We start from the raw sequence: 14,157 nt of genomic DNA on the forward strand, positions 1-14,157 counted from the left end.
TCGAAACACGAACAAAGAGATCCACGGTCAACATCAGGCTCATGAGTTCACCTCGATCACCTGGCCGTGCTGATATTGGTTGAAACTGTTGATCTGGCCGGAGAGCGCCAGCAGGCGGGCCAGCGACACCACGTACTGATAGGCGGCTGCGGCGCGCTGGGTCTTGACCCCGGCCAGCTGGTTGCGAGCATCCACCACATCCAGCGAGGTGGAGAGCCCCTGTCCGAATGCCTTGTCCCGCAGCAGCACGTTCTCTTCCGCCAGTGCCTGGGTGGAGGAGAGAGACTGATACTCCTCCAGTCCCTGAGCCGCCTCGCGCCAGGTCTTCTCCACCAGTAATTCCAGATCCTGGCGGGTCTTGGCCTGCAGCAGATTGACCTGCAGCTCGGCGCTCTTGGCGGCCTGCACCGTCTCGGAGCGGCCATCGCGGCTCACCAGCGGCATGCTGACGCCGACCCCCACCAGCCAGTCCGGGGTGGTCTTGGACGCCAGTGAGTCATCTTCATAGAGGTTGTAGTTGCCAAACAGGAACACCTCGGGGGCATACTTGCCCTTCTCCAGCCGGATCATCCCCTTGGCCTGCTCCTTCTTGGCGCTGAGCAGCTTGAGGCCGGGGTGTACTTCCAGGGTCTGGCTCACCAACCCTTCCAGACGCGGCAGTTCTGTGTTGACGAACAGAGCACTGTCCGGGTTTGCCTGCTTGAGCTTGAGCATGTGGCCGAGGGCCAGCTGGGCGATCTCCAGGCTGCGTCGCGCCTTCTGGGTATCGATGCGTGCCCTGTCATAGGCTGACTGGGCGGAGAGGCGTTCGACCCGGGCGATCTGGCCCTGGGCCTCCAGCTTGTTGGCGTGATCGAGATGATGAGCCAGCCCGTCTTCGATCTCCTGCTTGGTCTGCACCACCTGGGCGGCCAGTACCACCCCGAAATAGGTCTGGGAGAGGCTCTCGAAGGTGGACTGCTGCTTGAGCACCAGCAGCTGCTGTGCCTCGCTCACCTGGGCTTCGCGAATGTCCTGCGCCGCATCGATGCGACCCCCGGTGAACAGCGGCCACAGCATCTTGACCGAGCTGGTGACCACATTCTGTTTGGTGAGAGGAGTGACGAAGTCATCCGGGGTAAGCCTGAAGGCCTGCATCAGGGGAGCCAGCACCTTGCCAAGCTCGGGATGGTTGGCGATGGGATTGAGATCCATCATGTCGAGCTCCATCGGCTGATCGAGGTGGGTATAGCTGGCCCCCACATCCACCTTGGGCAGATACATGTCCTTGGCCGCCTCTCGCAGCTGTTTGGCGCGCTCCACCCCTGCCTGTTCGGCCGCCAGCCCCTCATCCTGCTGGATGACCCGGGTCCAAGCTTCGCTGAAGCTGATGGTCTGCGCCTGCGCCGACCCCAGCATGGCCCCCATCAGGCATGGCCAGAGTGATTTGATGAACCTTGACGTCATAGATCCCCAACCCGCATTGTTATGAAAATGTTTGGAGTATTTACTCTTTGGAAGCTCGCCATCATAACGCAAACAGGCCTCGCAAGTGGACTGACAATTATGCAAGGGAGCTTCCCCTATGGTATAGAGATCCTTGCCGCCCAATCTGGCCGTTTTTCAACAACTCCAGAATTTGCAAGCCTTGGCGCGACGTTTTTTTCAGAAAAAAATGGCTGACGCTCAAATACTAACCTTTTCTCCTGCCTAAAAAATGCGTAATATACGCCGCCCTAAGCCGATGGTAACCGTGGAATGCAGATAGGTCCCCACACGCTTGAAACTCCCCTGATCGTGGCTCCCATGGCCGGTGTAACAGACCGACCATTCCGTGAACTTTGTTTGCGACTGGGGGCCGGCATGGCCGTTTCCGAGATGCTGCTGGCCAACCCGGATGTCTGGGATACCCAGAAAACCAGGATGAGAATGGATCACTCTGCTGAAGGGGGTTTGCGATCGGTCCAGATTGCCGGAGCCGATCCCGAGATGATGGCGTTTGCTGCCCGCTACAACGTGGAGCAGGGCGCACAGATCGTCGACATCAACATGGGGTGTCCGGCAAAAAAAGTGAATAAGAAGCTGGCAGGCTCAGCCCTGTTGCGTTACCCAGACCAGGTCAAAGCAATTTGCCGGGCCGTGGTGGACGCAGTGGAGGTTCCTGTCACCTTGAAGATCCGCACAGGATGGGATCCGGATAACCGCAATGGCGTGGAGATCGCCCGAATCGCCGAAGATTGCGGTATCGCGGCCCTTGCCGTGCATGGTCGCACCCGCGCCTGCCTCTACAAAGGCGAAGCGGAGTACGACACGATCAGGGCGATTAAGCAGGCCGTATCGATTCCTGTTGTCGCCAATGGCGACATCAACAGCCCGGAGAAAGCCCGGTATGTCCTCGACTATACCGGTGTCGATGCCGTGATGATCGGCCGCGCTGCGCAAGGACGACCCTGGATTTTCCGGGAAATCCGTCATTTTCTTGAGACGGGCACCAAGCTGCCGCCTCCCGAGAGGGAAGAGGTTCGCACCCTGATGAACGAGCATGTCACCAACCTGCACCGGTTTTATGGTGCATATCTGGGAGCGCGCATCGCCCGTAAACACGTGGGCTGGTACCTGGATGAAGAAGAGACGGGCCGAGAATTCCGTAAGCACTTCAATGCCCTGGATTGTGCAGACGCACAGCTCGAGGCACTCGAAGCGTATTTCGATGGATTAGGTTAACAAGATAACTAAAGAGCCGACCGAATATGTTCGAACAAACCCTGACTTCTGATGCATTGGTAACAACTACTCACAATCACGCTGCCGAGCCGACCCAGCGCCCCCTGCGTGACTCTGTGCAACAGGCCCTGCGTAACTACCTGGCCCAGTTGAACGGTCAGGAAGTGATTGATCTGTACGATATGGTTCTCTCCGAAGTCGAAGCTCCCATGCTGGACGTGATCATGCAGTACACCCGTGGTAACCAGACTCGCGCCGCCGTGATGATGGGTATCAACCGTGGCACCCTGCGCAAGAAGCTCAAGCGTTACGGCATGAACTGATTGCTGGCCGGGCATCGTGCAAGCGATGCCAGGCAGAGATGAAAGGCGCCGGGTAGCAATACCCGGCGCCTTTCCTTTATGCTCTCCCCTCCTGTTTCATCATGATGCCCCCTATGAACCGCACGCCCCTGCTGCTGATGGTGCTGGTCACCCTGCTGGCCGCCGCCGGCTGGCTCTTCTCGAAAGAGGCGATCCGCGAACTCCCTCCCGCCGCCTTTATCGGCAGCCGTTTCCTGCTGGCCGCCCTCTTGCTGTTGCCGCTCGCCTGGCTTCGCGAGCCGCCCCCCAACCGCGGCCAACTGATCCGCGCCGCGGGCTGCGGCACCCTGCTCGGCACCAGCCTGCTGCTCTGGGTCACCGCCATCAGCCAGAGCGATGCGCTCGGCAGCGGCGCCTTCATCATGAGCGTGGCCACCCTGATGGCGCCGCTCGCCGCCTGGGCCGCCTTCAAGGCCAGACCGGGTCGCCACTACTGGCTTACCCTGCCGCTCGCCATCGCCGGCCTGCTGCTGCTCTCCAGCAGCACCCAATGGGGCGTATCTTTGTCGTTGTTCTGGTTTCTGGCAGCCGCCGCTACCCTCGGCATCCAGCTTGCGGTTCATCGCCACTTCGCCCAGTCCATTCCCCCCACCTGGCTCACCTGCATCCAGCTGGCGGTGACCGGCCTGCTTGGCGCCCTGCTCTCCCTGCTAACCGAGCAGTGGCCCGCCAACATCAGCCACGGTATCTGGGGCTGGTTTGCCGCGAGCGTCCTGATCGCCACCACCCTGCGCTACTGGCTGCTCACCCACGCCCTGAGCAGGATGACCACGGCCCACGCCGCCCTGATGATGCTGCTGGAACCGGTCTGGACCCTAATCCTCAGCACCCTCTTCTATGACGAGCCGCTCGGTGGCAGCAAACTGGCCGGCGCCGGGCTGGTGCTGGGTGCCCTGGTGCTCTACCAACTCCCCCTGCTGCTGCGCAGCACCCGGCTCAAGCCGCTCGAACGATAAGCCTCTCCCGTGGGCCATCCATCCAATGGCCCACCCCCACTGCTTTTGCCCGCATCTGTCACGCTGATGTGTCACTGGATTTAACCCTTGGTATCCAAAGGGTTAAAGGGCATACCCCATGAAAAAATGCCATATGGCCAGCTTGATGGCGGTCACATTACTCGCCTCACCCGCACCCTATCATGCCTCCATCATCCGTCAGGCCCGCCCTGAGGATGGCCACACATGGGATAACAAGAGAAGAAGACTATGCAGCAAACCAGCCCCCTCAAGACGGTCACGGTCAGCATATTGGCAACCGCCATGCTGATCTTTGTGGCCCAGTACCTGATAGGCAAACAGGAGATAAAGATTGGCATCGCCATCATCCCCATCCTGCCCATGCTCTTTGCCGTCATCATCGGCATGATTGTCTCCGCCAAACCGGTCAAGGAGCGCATCCCCGGCTGGCGCAAGCTCTTCTCCGAAAAAGAAGAAGGGTTCTGCGGCAAGATGGTGGGCTTCAGCCTGCTGATCCTAGGTACCCAGTATGCGGGGATGATCATCCCCAACCTGAAACTGATCCTGAGCGTCGGCGTACCGCTCTTTTTACAGGAGATTGGCAACCTGCTGCCCATCCTCATCGCCATTCCGCTGGCGGTGAAGTTCGGTTTCGGCCGCCGCGCCATCGGGGCCTGCTCCTCCATCAGCCGTGAGCCCTCGGTCGCAGTCATCCAGGGTCGCTTCGGCACCGGTTCCCAGGAGTACATAGGCGTGCTCGCCATCTACCTGTGCGGCTCAGTCATCGGCACCCTCTGGTTCAGCGTGCTCGGCAGCATAGCGCCGCTCACCGGCCTGCATCCGCTGGCGCTGGCCGCCGGCTCGGGGGTGGGCTCAGGCTCCATGCTGAGCGCCGCCTCCGGGGCGCTGATCAACGGCCTCGACGAGGCGCTGGCCCAGCAGGTGCTGAGCATCGCAGCCGCCTCAAACCTGCTCTCGTCGGCGCTGGGCGCCCTATCCCTCACCTACCTGGGACTGCCCCTTGCCGAGAAGATCTTTGCCCTGACTGCGAAAGGAGAGAAAGCATGAAAAGCATCGTAATGGATATGCGGTTCGTCTTTCTGGCGATCCTGCTGGCCATGTTTACCCAGACTCTGACCACTGGCCTGCCGATCTGGCAGATGGGTGACAGCTTCGTGGCCATGTCGCTGGTGGTGTTTGCCTCTCTGGTGGCCAAGCACTATCTGCCCTCCTCCCTGCCGGCGTTTGCCTATGCCACCATCATCGGCATTCTCATCTGCCTGCCGGACACTCCGGTGCGCGGCCTCTTTATCGATGCCGTGGCCAAGATCTCCTTCCTCTCCTGCTGCGTGCCGCTGCTGGCCTTCGCCGGCCTCTCGGTGGGCGGTCAGCTGGAGGAGCTGAAGAAGATGTCGTGGAAGGTGATCCTGATCTTCATGATCGTCTCCACCAGTTGCTTCTTCGGCGCGTCGCTGGTTGCCCAGCTTGGCTTCTCCATTCAAGGGATCATCTGATGAACCACTATCACATTGAACCGGCCCTGCTGGCCCTGCGCGACTTCAGCCAGGAAGTGCGCCACCACCTGCACACCATCCCCGAGGCTTCCGGCGTCGAGTTCAAGACCTCGGCCTACTGCCGCGAGCTGATGCAAGGCTTTGGCTACCGCCTCACCGACTACCCGGGCTTCACCGGCTTTCACGGGGATCTGGTGATAGACCCCAGCCTGCCCACCATCGCCTTCCGGGCCGACATGGACGGCCTCGAGATGCACGACATGAGCGAGGTGGCGTTCAAGTCAACCCACGAGGGGATGGCCCACAACTGCGGTCACGACTCCCATATGGCGATCGCCCTGACCACGGCGAAATTTCTGGCGGAACACAAAGAGCGGCTGACCCACAATGTGCGCGTCATCTTCCAGATGGCGGAGGAAGACATGCGGGTGCCGGGCGCCGAGAAGATGGTGGAGCTGGGCTGCATGGCGGGGGTGGACGAGGTCTATGCCCTTCACAACGACGGCGCCATGGAGACCGGCTCCATCAAGTTCAACAGCGGCGTCATGTCCTCCTGGGGGTCAGCCTGGACCCTGGAAGTGCACGGGGTCTCGGCCCACGGCTCCACTCCCCACAAGGGGCTGGACGCCATCCGCGAGGCGGTGCGCATCATTGAGGACATGGACTATATCGTCGCCAAGCGCACCAGTCCGTTCAGCCCGGCGGTGTTCGGCTGCGGCATGATCAACGGCGGCACCATTCCCAACGCCATCGCCGATCATGTGCAGGCGCGCGGCACCATCCGCGCCATGGACGCCGAAACCGACCTGATCCTGAAAAACAGCTTCAGGGAGATAGTGGCCCAGAGCGAGCTGCGCGGCTTCAAGACCAGCATGGTCTATGCCGGTTATCCGGCGGTGGAGAACCACCAGGAGGCGTGCGAGCGCCTGCTGCTGGCCGCCGCCGACGTACTGCCAGCAGAAGGGATCAACGCTCAGGGTCAGCCGATGACCGGCAGCGAGGATTTCAGCTACATGGTCAACGCCTGCCGTGGCCGCAAGGGCGCCATGTTCTTCCTCGGCAGCGGCTGCCAGGCCAAGGGGATTTGCAACTATCTGCACGCGAACCCCTACTACCTGGATGACGATTGCCTGCTGATCGGAGCCCAGATCTTTATCAATCTGGCGACCAGGCGCGCCTGACGGACAAAGGGGCCTGCAACTACCTGCACTATGTCAATGCCCCTACTATCTGGATGACGATTGTCTGCTGATCGCGGCCCAGATCTTTATCAATCTGGCGACCCGTCGCCCTTAAAGTTCCATCCCCTGAAACAAAAGAGAGGCAAGCGCCTCTCTTTTTTTATCTCTGCGATTCAAATCCATATGGCGGACACGGCGTTACAGCCAGGGCAGCTCCGCCATATTGATGGCCGGCGGCTGGTTCATCAGGTGGCGCTGTACCGTCTCCCGGCTGATATGGGGGGCGTAGAGGTGAATGAAGTCATACATGTAATCGCGCAGGTGCACATGTTTGCGCAGGCAGACGTGGGTGGCACTCGAGGCGATCAGATGATCGATGTTGAGGCAGACCAGATCCTCCCTGTCCCCCTCGTCAAAGGCAACGCTGGCAATCACCCCGACCCCCATGCCGAGCCGCACATAATGCTTGATGACATCGGTGTCGGTGGCTGTCAGCACGATTTTCGGGGAGAGGCCATGGCGACCGAAGGCCTTGTCCATCTTGGAACGGCCGGTGAAGCCGAACACATAGGTGATCAGAGGGTAACGGGCCAGATCGGCCATGGACAAGGGCTGGCACTCAAGGAGCGGGTGGCCATGGGGCACCACCACGCTGCGCCCCCAGCGATGACAGGGCACCGCGGCCAGCTCGTCGAACAGGTACATGGACTCGGTGGCAATGGCCATCTCCACGTCACCGCTTTGCACCATCTGGGCCAGCTGGGCGGGCGCCCCCTGATGAAGATGGATCGCCACCTCGGGATAGCGGCGGTGAAACTCGGTAATCACTTCGGGCAGCTTGTAGCGAGCCTGGGTGTGGGTGGTGGCGATGCGCAGCACCCCGCTGGTAGCGAGCTGCTCGCCCAGGGACAGCTGGTTGATCTGCTCCACCTGGGCCACCACTCCCTTGGCCAGCTCCATCACCTGCTCACCGGCAGGGGTCAGACCGATGAGGTTCTTGCCCTTGCGGGTGAAGAGGGCCAGCCCCAGCTCGTCTTCCAGCATCTTCATCTGCTTGCTGAGGGTAGGTTGGGAGGTGTAGAGCTTCTCCGCCGTCGCCGAGATGTTGAAGTTGTTCTTCACTATCTCGGTAAAATTCTTGAGCCGGGCGATGTTCATCTGTGCTAGTGGGTCTCGATTGTCGGCGGCCTGCAGGCCGTGGTCGCGAATGGAAATACCCAACGACCATATCACAGGGTCACCGGGGATAACCTGCCCCAGGTCAGGGAGTGGCGGACTATTCGCTCGCCAGCTTGACCCCGAGCCCGACAAAGAGGGTGCCGATACCCCGGTTAAGCCAGCGGCCAATCCTGGTCGGCAGCTTCACCTTGTTGCTGGCATAGGCGGTGCTGAAGACCAGAAAGTGGCACCAGATCATGCCGTTCAGGTTGAAGATGCAGCCAAGCAGGATAAAGGCAAGGGCCTTGTCGGGGGAATCCGGCGCGATGAACTGGGGCACGAAGGCGAGAAAGAAGAGCGCCACCTTGGGGTTGAGCACATTGGTCAACACCCCCTGCCAGTAAATGCGGCCATAGGAGAGCGCCGGCAGGCTCACCCCGGAACTGTCGACCCTGGCCGATTTCTGGCTAAACAGCGAAATCCCCAGATAGATGAGATAGAGAGCCCCCACCAACTTGATCACGGCGAACAACTCGGCCGAGGCGCTGAGCAGGGCCGAGAGACCAAGGGCGGCCGCCAGCACATGGATCATGGTGCCGGTTCCTATCCCCAGGGCCACCGCCGAACCGGCTCGCCACCCCTGAGAACCACTGCGCAGCATGATGAGCAGGGAGTCCGGCCCCGGCATCATGTTGAGCAGCAGACCCGATACCACAAACAGCGCCAAATCGTGGATCCCGAACATCTCTCCTCCTCTACTTCCTGATTGCCAAAAGCAGAGGGCTCCGCAGAGCCCCCTGTATCATGGGTGTCTTTCTCTTGCCCCGCGGACTTGCACCTGCATCAGGGACGCAGCGCCTTGTCGGCACGGGAGATGCCGCAGACACCGGAGCGCACCACTTCGATGATCTCGTTGGTCTGGGCGGCGGTCTTGATGAAGGCATCCAGCTTCTCGCTGGTGCCCACCAGCTGCACCGTGTACTGCTCCGGGGTCACATCGACGATCTGACCACGGAAGATATCCGCCAGGCGCTTGAGCTCGTCGCGACCACCTCCGGCGGCGCGCGCCTTCACCAGCGCGATCTCCCGCTCGATGTGCTCCCCTTCGCTGAGATCGCACACCTTGAGCACATCCACCAGCTTGTGCAATTGCTTCTGGATCTGCTCAAGCACCCGCTCATCCCCCATGGTGACGATGGTCATGCGCGACAGGGTGGGATCCTCGGTGGGCGCCACGGTCAGGGTCTCGATGTTGTAACCGCGCTGGGAGAAGAGGCCTACCACCCGGCTCAGGGCGCCGGATTCGTTCTCCAGCAGAACGGAAATTATATGTCTCATGATATTTCCCCCGCCTTGCTCAGCCACATCTCGTCCTTGATGGAACCAAACTTGAGCTCCTTGAGCACGACCGAAATAATATGTTCCATCGTCAGGTTCTCTCCGTCTTGCTCAGCCACATCTCGTCCATGGCACCGAACTTGATCTGCATCGGATAGACGTGCTCATCCGGGTCGACCGAGATGTCCATGAACACCAGCCGATCCTTCATGGCAAACGCCTTCTCCATGGCGCTCTCCAGCTCCGCCGGATCGCTCACCGCGATACCGACATGGCCGTAGGCTTCCGCCAGTTTGACGAAGTCCGGCAGGGATTCCATGTAGGAGTGGCTGTGACGGCCGCCATAGAACATCTTCTGCCACTGCTTGACCATGCCCAGCGCTCGGTTGTTGATGGAGATGATCTTGATGGGCACCCCGTACTGCATGCAGGTAGAGAGCTCCTGGATGTTCATCTGCACCGAGCCGTCGCCGGTAACGCAGCAGACAACAGCATCCGGGTTGGCAAACTGGGCGCCCATGGCGGCCGGAATGCCAAAGCCCATGGTGCCGAGACCACCGGAGTTAATCCACTGGCGCGGCTTGGCGAACGGGTAGTAGAGGGCGGCAAACATCTGGTGCTGGCCCACGTCGGAGGCGACGAACGCCTGGCCCTGAGTCACCTTGTAGAGGGTCTCGATCACCTGCTGCGGCTTGATCTGGGTGGGCGAGGTCTCGTAGGCGAGGCAGTGACGGGAGCGCCACTGGTTGATCTGCTCCCACCAGTCCGCCATCACCTGCTTGTCGTTGTCAAAGCCGTTCTCGCGGATCACTTCCAGCATCTGCTCCAGCACGGTTTCCACCGAGCCGACGATGGGTACATGGGCCTGCACCGTCTTGGAGATGGAGGTGGGATCGATATCGATATGCACCACGGTGGCGTTGGGACAGAACTTGGCCACGTTGTTGGTAACGCGGTCATCGAAGCGGGCACCCACGGCGAAGATGAGATCCGAGTTGTGCATGGTCTTGTTCGCTTCGAAGGTGCCGTGCATCCCCAGCATGCCGATGAACTGCGGATGGGTACCCGGGAAGGCCCCCAGCCCCATCAGGGTGGTGGTCACCGGCAGGTTCAACAGCTCGGCCAGCTTGGTCACCAGATGATCCGCATTGGCGTTGATGGCACCGCCCCCCACGTACATCACGGGGCGCTGGGCCTCCACCAGCAGTTTGGCGGCGCGCTTGATCTGGCCCTTGTGACCTGACTTGGTCGGGTTGTAGGAGCGCAGGGAGACCGTCTCCGGATACTGGTAGGGGAATTTCTCTTTCGGGTTCTGCACGTCTTTGGGCAGATCCACCACCACGGGCCCCGGGCGGCCACTGGCGGCAATGTAGTAGGCCTTCTTGATGGCCTCGGGAATGTCGCTCGCCTTCTTGCACAGGAAGCTGTGCTTCACCACCGGGCGGGAGATGCCGATCATGTCGGTCTCCTGGAACGCATCCTCGCCGATCATACTGGTCGGCACCTGGCCGGAGAGGATCACCAGCGGAATGGAATCCATGTAGGCGGTGGCAATACCGGTAATGCAGTTGGTCGCGCCAGGGCCAGAGGTCACCAGTACGGTTCCCACCTTGCCGGTGGAACGGGCGTAACCATCAGCCATGTGCACAGCGGCTTGCTCGTGCCGCACCAGAACATGCTCCATCTTGCCGTTTTCGAAGAGAGCGTCGTAGATGTCGAGCACCGAACCACCCGGGTAGCCAAATACGTGTTCGACTCCCTGATCCTCCAGCGCTCTAACCACCATCTGGGCGCCTGATAACATCTCCATGATAAAGCCCTCCAGGCTTTGCTCCGTTTAGCGAATCCCGTCGACAGCACCGTGCTTCCCGGCACAGCCCAATCCGTTTCTTGTTGTTATCTGAATGCAGATCGGGCCAATTCAGCCCCGCCGACAGCAGAAAAAAAGGATTTTTCCATCATTGACCCGAGAATCGGGTGAAAAACCAACTTAACCTGCCCGTGAACGCTTGTCCACGGCTTTGTCTGACCGAAACAGTCATAGATTTCAACCGGCTATTAACATTCAATGGTTTGCTACCATGGCGGTAACACAAACGGGAAGTAAGTCGATGAAAAGCCAGCGGATCGTCCCGATGAGAGCAGTGACGGCCATAAAAAAGCCCACCGATTGATCGGTGGGCTTTATCGTTGCGGGTGACTCAGTGATCCTGTTCCGGCTCGGCCAGCCAGATTTGTTGATCCGGATCTGTCTCCTCGCTGACAGAGATACTGACGCCCATGTCCAGCAGTTCGTGCAATGTCAGGTTGTCTGCCAGATCCATGGTTTCGCCATTTTCATTGGTAAAGCGCATTACTTCCCTCCTCTTCGCATCTTGCCGGCTCGCCTTTCAGTCTAGTTGACAACACTGACTTGCGATAACCAGCAACCGGACAAACTCTCGCCCCCTTCCAGCTCGCTCAGGCGATCGCTGACCTCTTCCGGAAACAGGGTACGGGCCCAGAGCCGCCGTGACAGGGCGGGCACGCTCTCTTCGGCCCCTGCCGCCAGCCAGCGTGCCACCTCGCCCGCCACATCCGGGTAACTGATCACTCCCGGGGCGGCGCTGTCGAGCCAGTGGCGAACCTGGTTGGCGTCGAGGCAATCCATCAGGGTCGCCAGCCCCATCATCTCCAGCGTCTTGCCGTTGGTCAACTGCTCGAACTGGCCGTGCAGCGGCTTGACCAACAGCTTCTTGCCAAGGGACAAGGCCTCGCTCGCCAGCTCGAATCCGGCGTTGGAGATGACTCCGCGGCAGCCACGCAGCACCTCAAGGAAACCCTCACGGGAGGGGGGCTCGAAGCGCAGGTTGCGCCATTGGCTGACGTTGCGGATCGCCGGATGAAAGCAGACGAAGCGTTGCTGGCTGAAACGCGACAACAGAGCAGCAATCGCCTCGGTCTGCTCGAAGGGGAGATAGACCAGGATGTTGCCGTTGTCTGGCGCCGCAACCAGAGGGTCGATCACCGGTGGCAACAGGGGTTGTCCGAAGTGAAACCAGTGCAATCCGAGCGGCCGGGAAACGGGAGCAAAGTGGCGCATCAGCTGGCGGCTCAGGCCATCTTCTCCCCAGCGGGGGATAGGCCAGTTGAAACTGGCCTGATGGCTGATGGTGAGACTCGGCTTGTGATAACGGCGGGCGGCATGGGCGGTGAGCGGCTCAAAATCGCTCACCACCAGGTCATATGCACGGCAATCAAGGGCGCGCAGATCCCGCCAGAAGGTGAGCGGCGATGCCGCCTGCAGGGTGCGCCAGGGAGACACCTTGCCCTCATGAGTGACAAAGGTGAGCCCGGAGAACGCGCGATAGGCGCCAAACTCCGCCATGTCGAAGTAACCGTCGGCGGGACGGCCGCTGAACAGATAATCCACTTCCACCCCGGCGCCGCGCAGAGCCCGGGCCAGGGTTCTGCTGCGACTGATATGGCCATTGCCGGTGCCCTGCACCCCGAACAGTATTCTCATCCCTGACTCCAGAGCAGTACCAGCATGGCGCAGCCACCGCCGAGCAGGGCGCCGGCCACCAGATCGCTGAGATAATGCACCCCGAGCAACAATCGGGATGCCCCTACCAGGGCGGCCCAGCTAAACAGCAGAGGTGCCCAGAGCGGAAACGCCGTGGCCAGCAGGGTGGCCATCAGAAAAGCGGCGGCGGTGTGACCAGAGGGTAGGCTGTAACGATCGGAGGGAGTAATGAAGACCGGCAGCCCCACCGGGCGCTGCCGCTTGAGGCTGTTTTTCAGCAGCAGATAGAGTGGCAGCTCGAGGGCAAAGGCGAGCAATACCTGCCCTACCAGTTCCCGCTCCCCCTGCCACCAGAGCAAGGCACCCAGCACGCCATAAAGCGGGCCATCACCGGTGCGGGAAATCAGCCGACTGACTCTTGCCTGTGGCCGGTTGTAGGCATGCAGCAGGCAGACCCGGCATACCTGCAGATCCCATTGCTGGAGCTTGTTCATAACCCCTCCTTCCTTGAGCTTTCATGGCAGGGTAGGAAAGGGGGATGACAGGGTGTTGAACGGGGGATAACAGATTTATGAAAAAAGGGCCGAAGTGCCCTTTTGATGACTGCCAGGGGGTGTGCCTCGGCGTCTTTAGTTCAGGCTGCCACGCAGACCGTTTTCCATCAGACGGCAGTTGTGATCCGCCAGACGGGCCATGAAGTGCTCATCCACCTTCAGGCCAAACACCTGCTCGTAGAGATCCTTCATCACGAACGGCTGCCACATCATGCTGAGGAAGGAGACCTTCAGCATCTCGGGATCCAGGTTGTCACCCAGTTCACCGTTGGACTTCATGGATTCCAGCAGCGCATCGAACTGGGGCAGCTGGCGCTCCAGCAGACGACTCAGCACAAAATCCCGTCCCGGGCTTTTCTCGGTCGACAATGCGCTGGAGATGGCGGAGGTCAACTCGCTGTTCGGCGCCATCACCTGGTAGTAGGTGTTGAGCAACTCGTTGAGACTGTGGTTACTGTGCTCATCCTGCCAGGCATGTTCCAGTGGCTCGGCCACATCTCCCAGCACCGCCTTGTAGAGGCCCTCTTTGCTGCCGAAGTAGTAGTGGATCATCGCCAGATTGGAGCCGGCCAGCTCGGCGATTTCGCGGGTAGTGACCTTGCTGTAGGGAGTGGAGAGAAAGCGCTCGCGAGCGGCTGCCAGCAGTTTGTCACGAATGTCAGAACGCCCGACCGGACGACCAGGTCTACGTTTTTCCATTTAACACCTCAGATAATTCAGCCAATGCTGATAAGTCGATCTGGTTGTGCAAAGAATCGAGTACAGCAGGAATGACCGAATAATCAGTCATGGGCCGAATATGGGACAAGGAAATTTGCAATCCTTTACAATCCGATTAAATACGTCAGCAGATTGCCCCTGGCCGCCCGTGTTGACACAGCATAAA

16 protein-coding genes are annotated in these 14,157 nt (G+C 60.2%); 7 read left to right on the top strand and 9 right to left on the bottom strand.

Annotation, left to right across the window (positions count from 1 at the left end; translation table 11 throughout):
* Positions 1 to 39 precede the first annotated feature (39 nt).
* Entirely contained in the window at positions 40 to 1,446 is a 1,407-nt protein-coding gene (locus I6L37_RS00635) for a TolC family protein (protein WP_254203530.1), read from the bottom strand.
* A 27-nt stretch (positions 1,447 to 1,473) separates the two neighbouring features.
* Here I6L37_RS00635 and I6L37_RS00640 point away from each other — a divergent pair, with 27 nt between their 5' ends.
* From I6L37_RS00640 to I6L37_RS00670, 7 genes are all read left to right on the top strand, one after another.
* On the top strand, positions 1,474 to 1,662 hold the full coding sequence (locus I6L37_RS00640) for a hypothetical protein (RefSeq protein ID WP_216993031.1): 189 nt from the start codon (positions 1,474 to 1,476) through the stop codon (positions 1,660 to 1,662).
* Positions 1,663 to 1,737: 75 nt separating this feature from the next.
* On the top strand, positions 1,738 to 2,703 hold the full coding sequence (gene dusB / locus I6L37_RS00645) for a tRNA dihydrouridine synthase DusB (RefSeq protein ID WP_026458041.1): 966 nt from the start codon (positions 1,738 to 1,740) through the stop codon (positions 2,701 to 2,703).
* Positions 2,704 to 2,729: 26 nt separating this feature from the next.
* A complete protein-coding gene (gene fis / locus I6L37_RS00650; RefSeq protein ID WP_005309538.1) occupies positions 2,730 to 3,026 on the top strand; it encodes a DNA-binding transcriptional regulator Fis in 297 nt (98 codons plus the stop codon).
* Positions 3,027 to 3,139: 113 nt separating this feature from the next.
* Positions 3,140 to 4,021 (top strand): DMT family transporter, encoded by an 882-nt coding sequence (locus tag I6L37_RS00655; protein ID WP_042028753.1) that lies wholly within the window; start codon positions 3,140 to 3,142, stop codon positions 4,019 to 4,021.
* Positions 4,022 to 4,270: 249 nt separating this feature from the next.
* On the top strand, positions 4,271 to 5,089 hold the full coding sequence (locus I6L37_RS00660; RefSeq protein WP_026457658.1) for a DUF3100 domain-containing protein: 819 nt from the start codon (positions 4,271 to 4,273) through the stop codon (positions 5,087 to 5,089).
* On the top strand, positions 5,086 to 5,535 hold the full coding sequence (locus tag I6L37_RS00665; RefSeq protein ID WP_042028750.1) for a hypothetical protein: 450 nt from the start codon (positions 5,086 to 5,088) through the stop codon (positions 5,533 to 5,535). Before I6L37_RS00660 ends, I6L37_RS00665 begins: the two co-directional genes overlap by 4 nt.
* Entirely contained in the window at positions 5,535 to 6,716 is a 1,182-nt protein-coding gene (locus I6L37_RS00670) for a M20 family metallopeptidase (protein ID WP_216993032.1), read from the top strand. The genes I6L37_RS00665 and I6L37_RS00670 overlap by 1 nt, the downstream gene beginning before the upstream one ends.
* Before the next feature lie 198 nt (positions 6,717 to 6,914).
* Here I6L37_RS00670 and I6L37_RS00675 read toward each other — a convergent pair whose 3' ends face one another.
* The 8 genes from I6L37_RS00675 to I6L37_RS00710 form a co-directional block, all read right to left on the bottom strand.
* Positions 6,915 to 7,949: a LysR substrate-binding domain-containing protein gene (locus I6L37_RS00675; protein WP_254203531.1), complete on the bottom strand. Its 1,035-nt coding sequence runs from the start codon at positions 7,947 to 7,949 to the stop codon at positions 6,915 to 6,917.
* A gap of 43 nt (positions 7,950 to 7,992) precedes the next feature.
* A complete protein-coding gene (locus tag I6L37_RS00680; RefSeq protein ID WP_216993033.1) occupies positions 7,993 to 8,619 on the bottom strand; it encodes a LysE family translocator in 627 nt (208 codons plus the stop codon).
* A gap of 98 nt (positions 8,620 to 8,717) precedes the next feature.
* A complete protein-coding gene (gene ilvN, locus I6L37_RS00685; protein WP_026458423.1) occupies positions 8,718 to 9,212 on the bottom strand; it encodes an acetolactate synthase small subunit in 495 nt (164 codons plus the stop codon).
* Between the two features lie 91 nt (positions 9,213 to 9,303).
* Positions 9,304 to 11,022 carry an acetolactate synthase 3 large subunit gene (locus I6L37_RS00690; protein ID WP_042028738.1) on the bottom strand — a complete coding sequence of 573 codons (1,719 nt, stop codon included), beginning with the start codon at positions 11,020 to 11,022 and terminating at the stop codon, positions 9,304 to 9,306.
* A gap of 391 nt (positions 11,023 to 11,413) precedes the next feature.
* Positions 11,414 to 11,566, bottom strand: coding sequence for a hypothetical protein (locus I6L37_RS00695; RefSeq protein WP_156130703.1), 153 nt, complete (start codon positions 11,564 to 11,566; stop codon positions 11,414 to 11,416).
* A gap of 41 nt (positions 11,567 to 11,607) precedes the next feature.
* Positions 11,608 to 12,717, bottom strand: coding sequence for an MJ1255/VC2487 family glycosyltransferase (locus tag I6L37_RS00700; RefSeq protein WP_216993034.1), 1,110 nt, complete (start codon positions 12,715 to 12,717; stop codon positions 11,608 to 11,610).
* On the bottom strand, positions 12,714 to 13,211 hold the full coding sequence (locus tag I6L37_RS00705) for a phosphatase PAP2 family protein (protein WP_216993035.1): 498 nt from the start codon (positions 13,209 to 13,211) through the stop codon (positions 12,714 to 12,716). Before I6L37_RS00705 ends, I6L37_RS00700 begins: the two co-directional genes overlap by 4 nt.
* A 135-nt stretch (positions 13,212 to 13,346) precedes the next feature.
* On the bottom strand, positions 13,347 to 13,970 hold the full coding sequence (locus tag I6L37_RS00710; protein ID WP_026455914.1) for a TetR/AcrR family transcriptional regulator: 624 nt from the start codon (positions 13,968 to 13,970) through the stop codon (positions 13,347 to 13,349).
* Between the last annotated feature and the right edge of the window lie 187 nt (positions 13,971 to 14,157).

The sequence above is a fragment of the Aeromonas sp. FDAARGOS 1407 genome (genome assembly GCF_019048725.1).
GTDB classification, from domain to species: Bacteria; Pseudomonadota; Gammaproteobacteria; order Enterobacterales; family Aeromonadaceae; genus Aeromonas; species Aeromonas enteropelogenes.

What these genes read in the sequence shown, in the direction of transcription:
- I6L37_RS00655 (WP_042028753.1), top strand. Translation starts at nt 3,140, where the DNA reads ATGAACCGCACGCCCCTGCTGCTGATGGTGCTGGTCACCCTGCTGGCC.
- I6L37_RS00640 (WP_216993031.1), top strand. Translation starts at nt 1,474, where the DNA reads ATGTTTGGAGTATTTACTCTTTGGAAGCTCGCCATCATAACGCAAACA.
- I6L37_RS00700 (WP_216993034.1), bottom strand. Translation starts at nt 12,717, where the DNA reads ATGAGAATACTGTTCGGGGTGCAGGGCACCGGCAATGGCCATATCAGT.
- I6L37_RS00680 (WP_216993033.1), bottom strand. Translation starts at nt 8,619, where the DNA reads ATGTTCGGGATCCACGATTTGGCGCTGTTTGTGGTATCGGGTCTGCTG.
- dusB (WP_026458041.1), top strand. Translation starts at nt 1,738, where the DNA reads ATGCAGATAGGTCCCCACACGCTTGAAACTCCCCTGATCGTGGCTCCC.
- I6L37_RS00710 (WP_026455914.1), bottom strand. Translation starts at nt 13,970, where the DNA reads ATGGAAAAACGTAGACCTGGTCGTCCGGTCGGGCGTTCTGACATTCGT.
- I6L37_RS00660 (WP_026457658.1), top strand. Translation starts at nt 4,271, where the DNA reads ATGCAGCAAACCAGCCCCCTCAAGACGGTCACGGTCAGCATATTGGCA.
- I6L37_RS00665 (WP_042028750.1), top strand. Translation starts at nt 5,086, where the DNA reads ATGAAAAGCATCGTAATGGATATGCGGTTCGTCTTTCTGGCGATCCTG.
- I6L37_RS00695 (WP_156130703.1), bottom strand. Translation starts at nt 11,566, where the DNA reads ATGCGCTTTACCAATGAAAATGGCGAAACCATGGATCTGGCAGACAAC.
- fis (WP_005309538.1), top strand. Translation starts at nt 2,730, where the DNA reads ATGTTCGAACAAACCCTGACTTCTGATGCATTGGTAACAACTACTCAC.
- I6L37_RS00670 (WP_216993032.1), top strand. Translation starts at nt 5,535, where the DNA reads ATGAACCACTATCACATTGAACCGGCCCTGCTGGCCCTGCGCGACTTC.
- I6L37_RS00635 (WP_254203530.1), bottom strand. Translation starts at nt 1,446, where the DNA reads ATGACGTCAAGGTTCATCAAATCACTCTGGCCATGCCTGATGGGGGCC.
- I6L37_RS00705 (WP_216993035.1), bottom strand. Translation starts at nt 13,211, where the DNA reads ATGAACAAGCTCCAGCAATGGGATCTGCAGGTATGCCGGGTCTGCCTG.
- I6L37_RS00690 (WP_042028738.1), bottom strand. Translation starts at nt 11,022, where the DNA reads ATGGAGATGTTATCAGGCGCCCAGATGGTGGTTAGAGCGCTGGAGGAT.
- ilvN (WP_026458423.1), bottom strand. Translation starts at nt 9,212, where the DNA reads ATGAGACATATAATTTCCGTTCTGCTGGAGAACGAATCCGGCGCCCTG.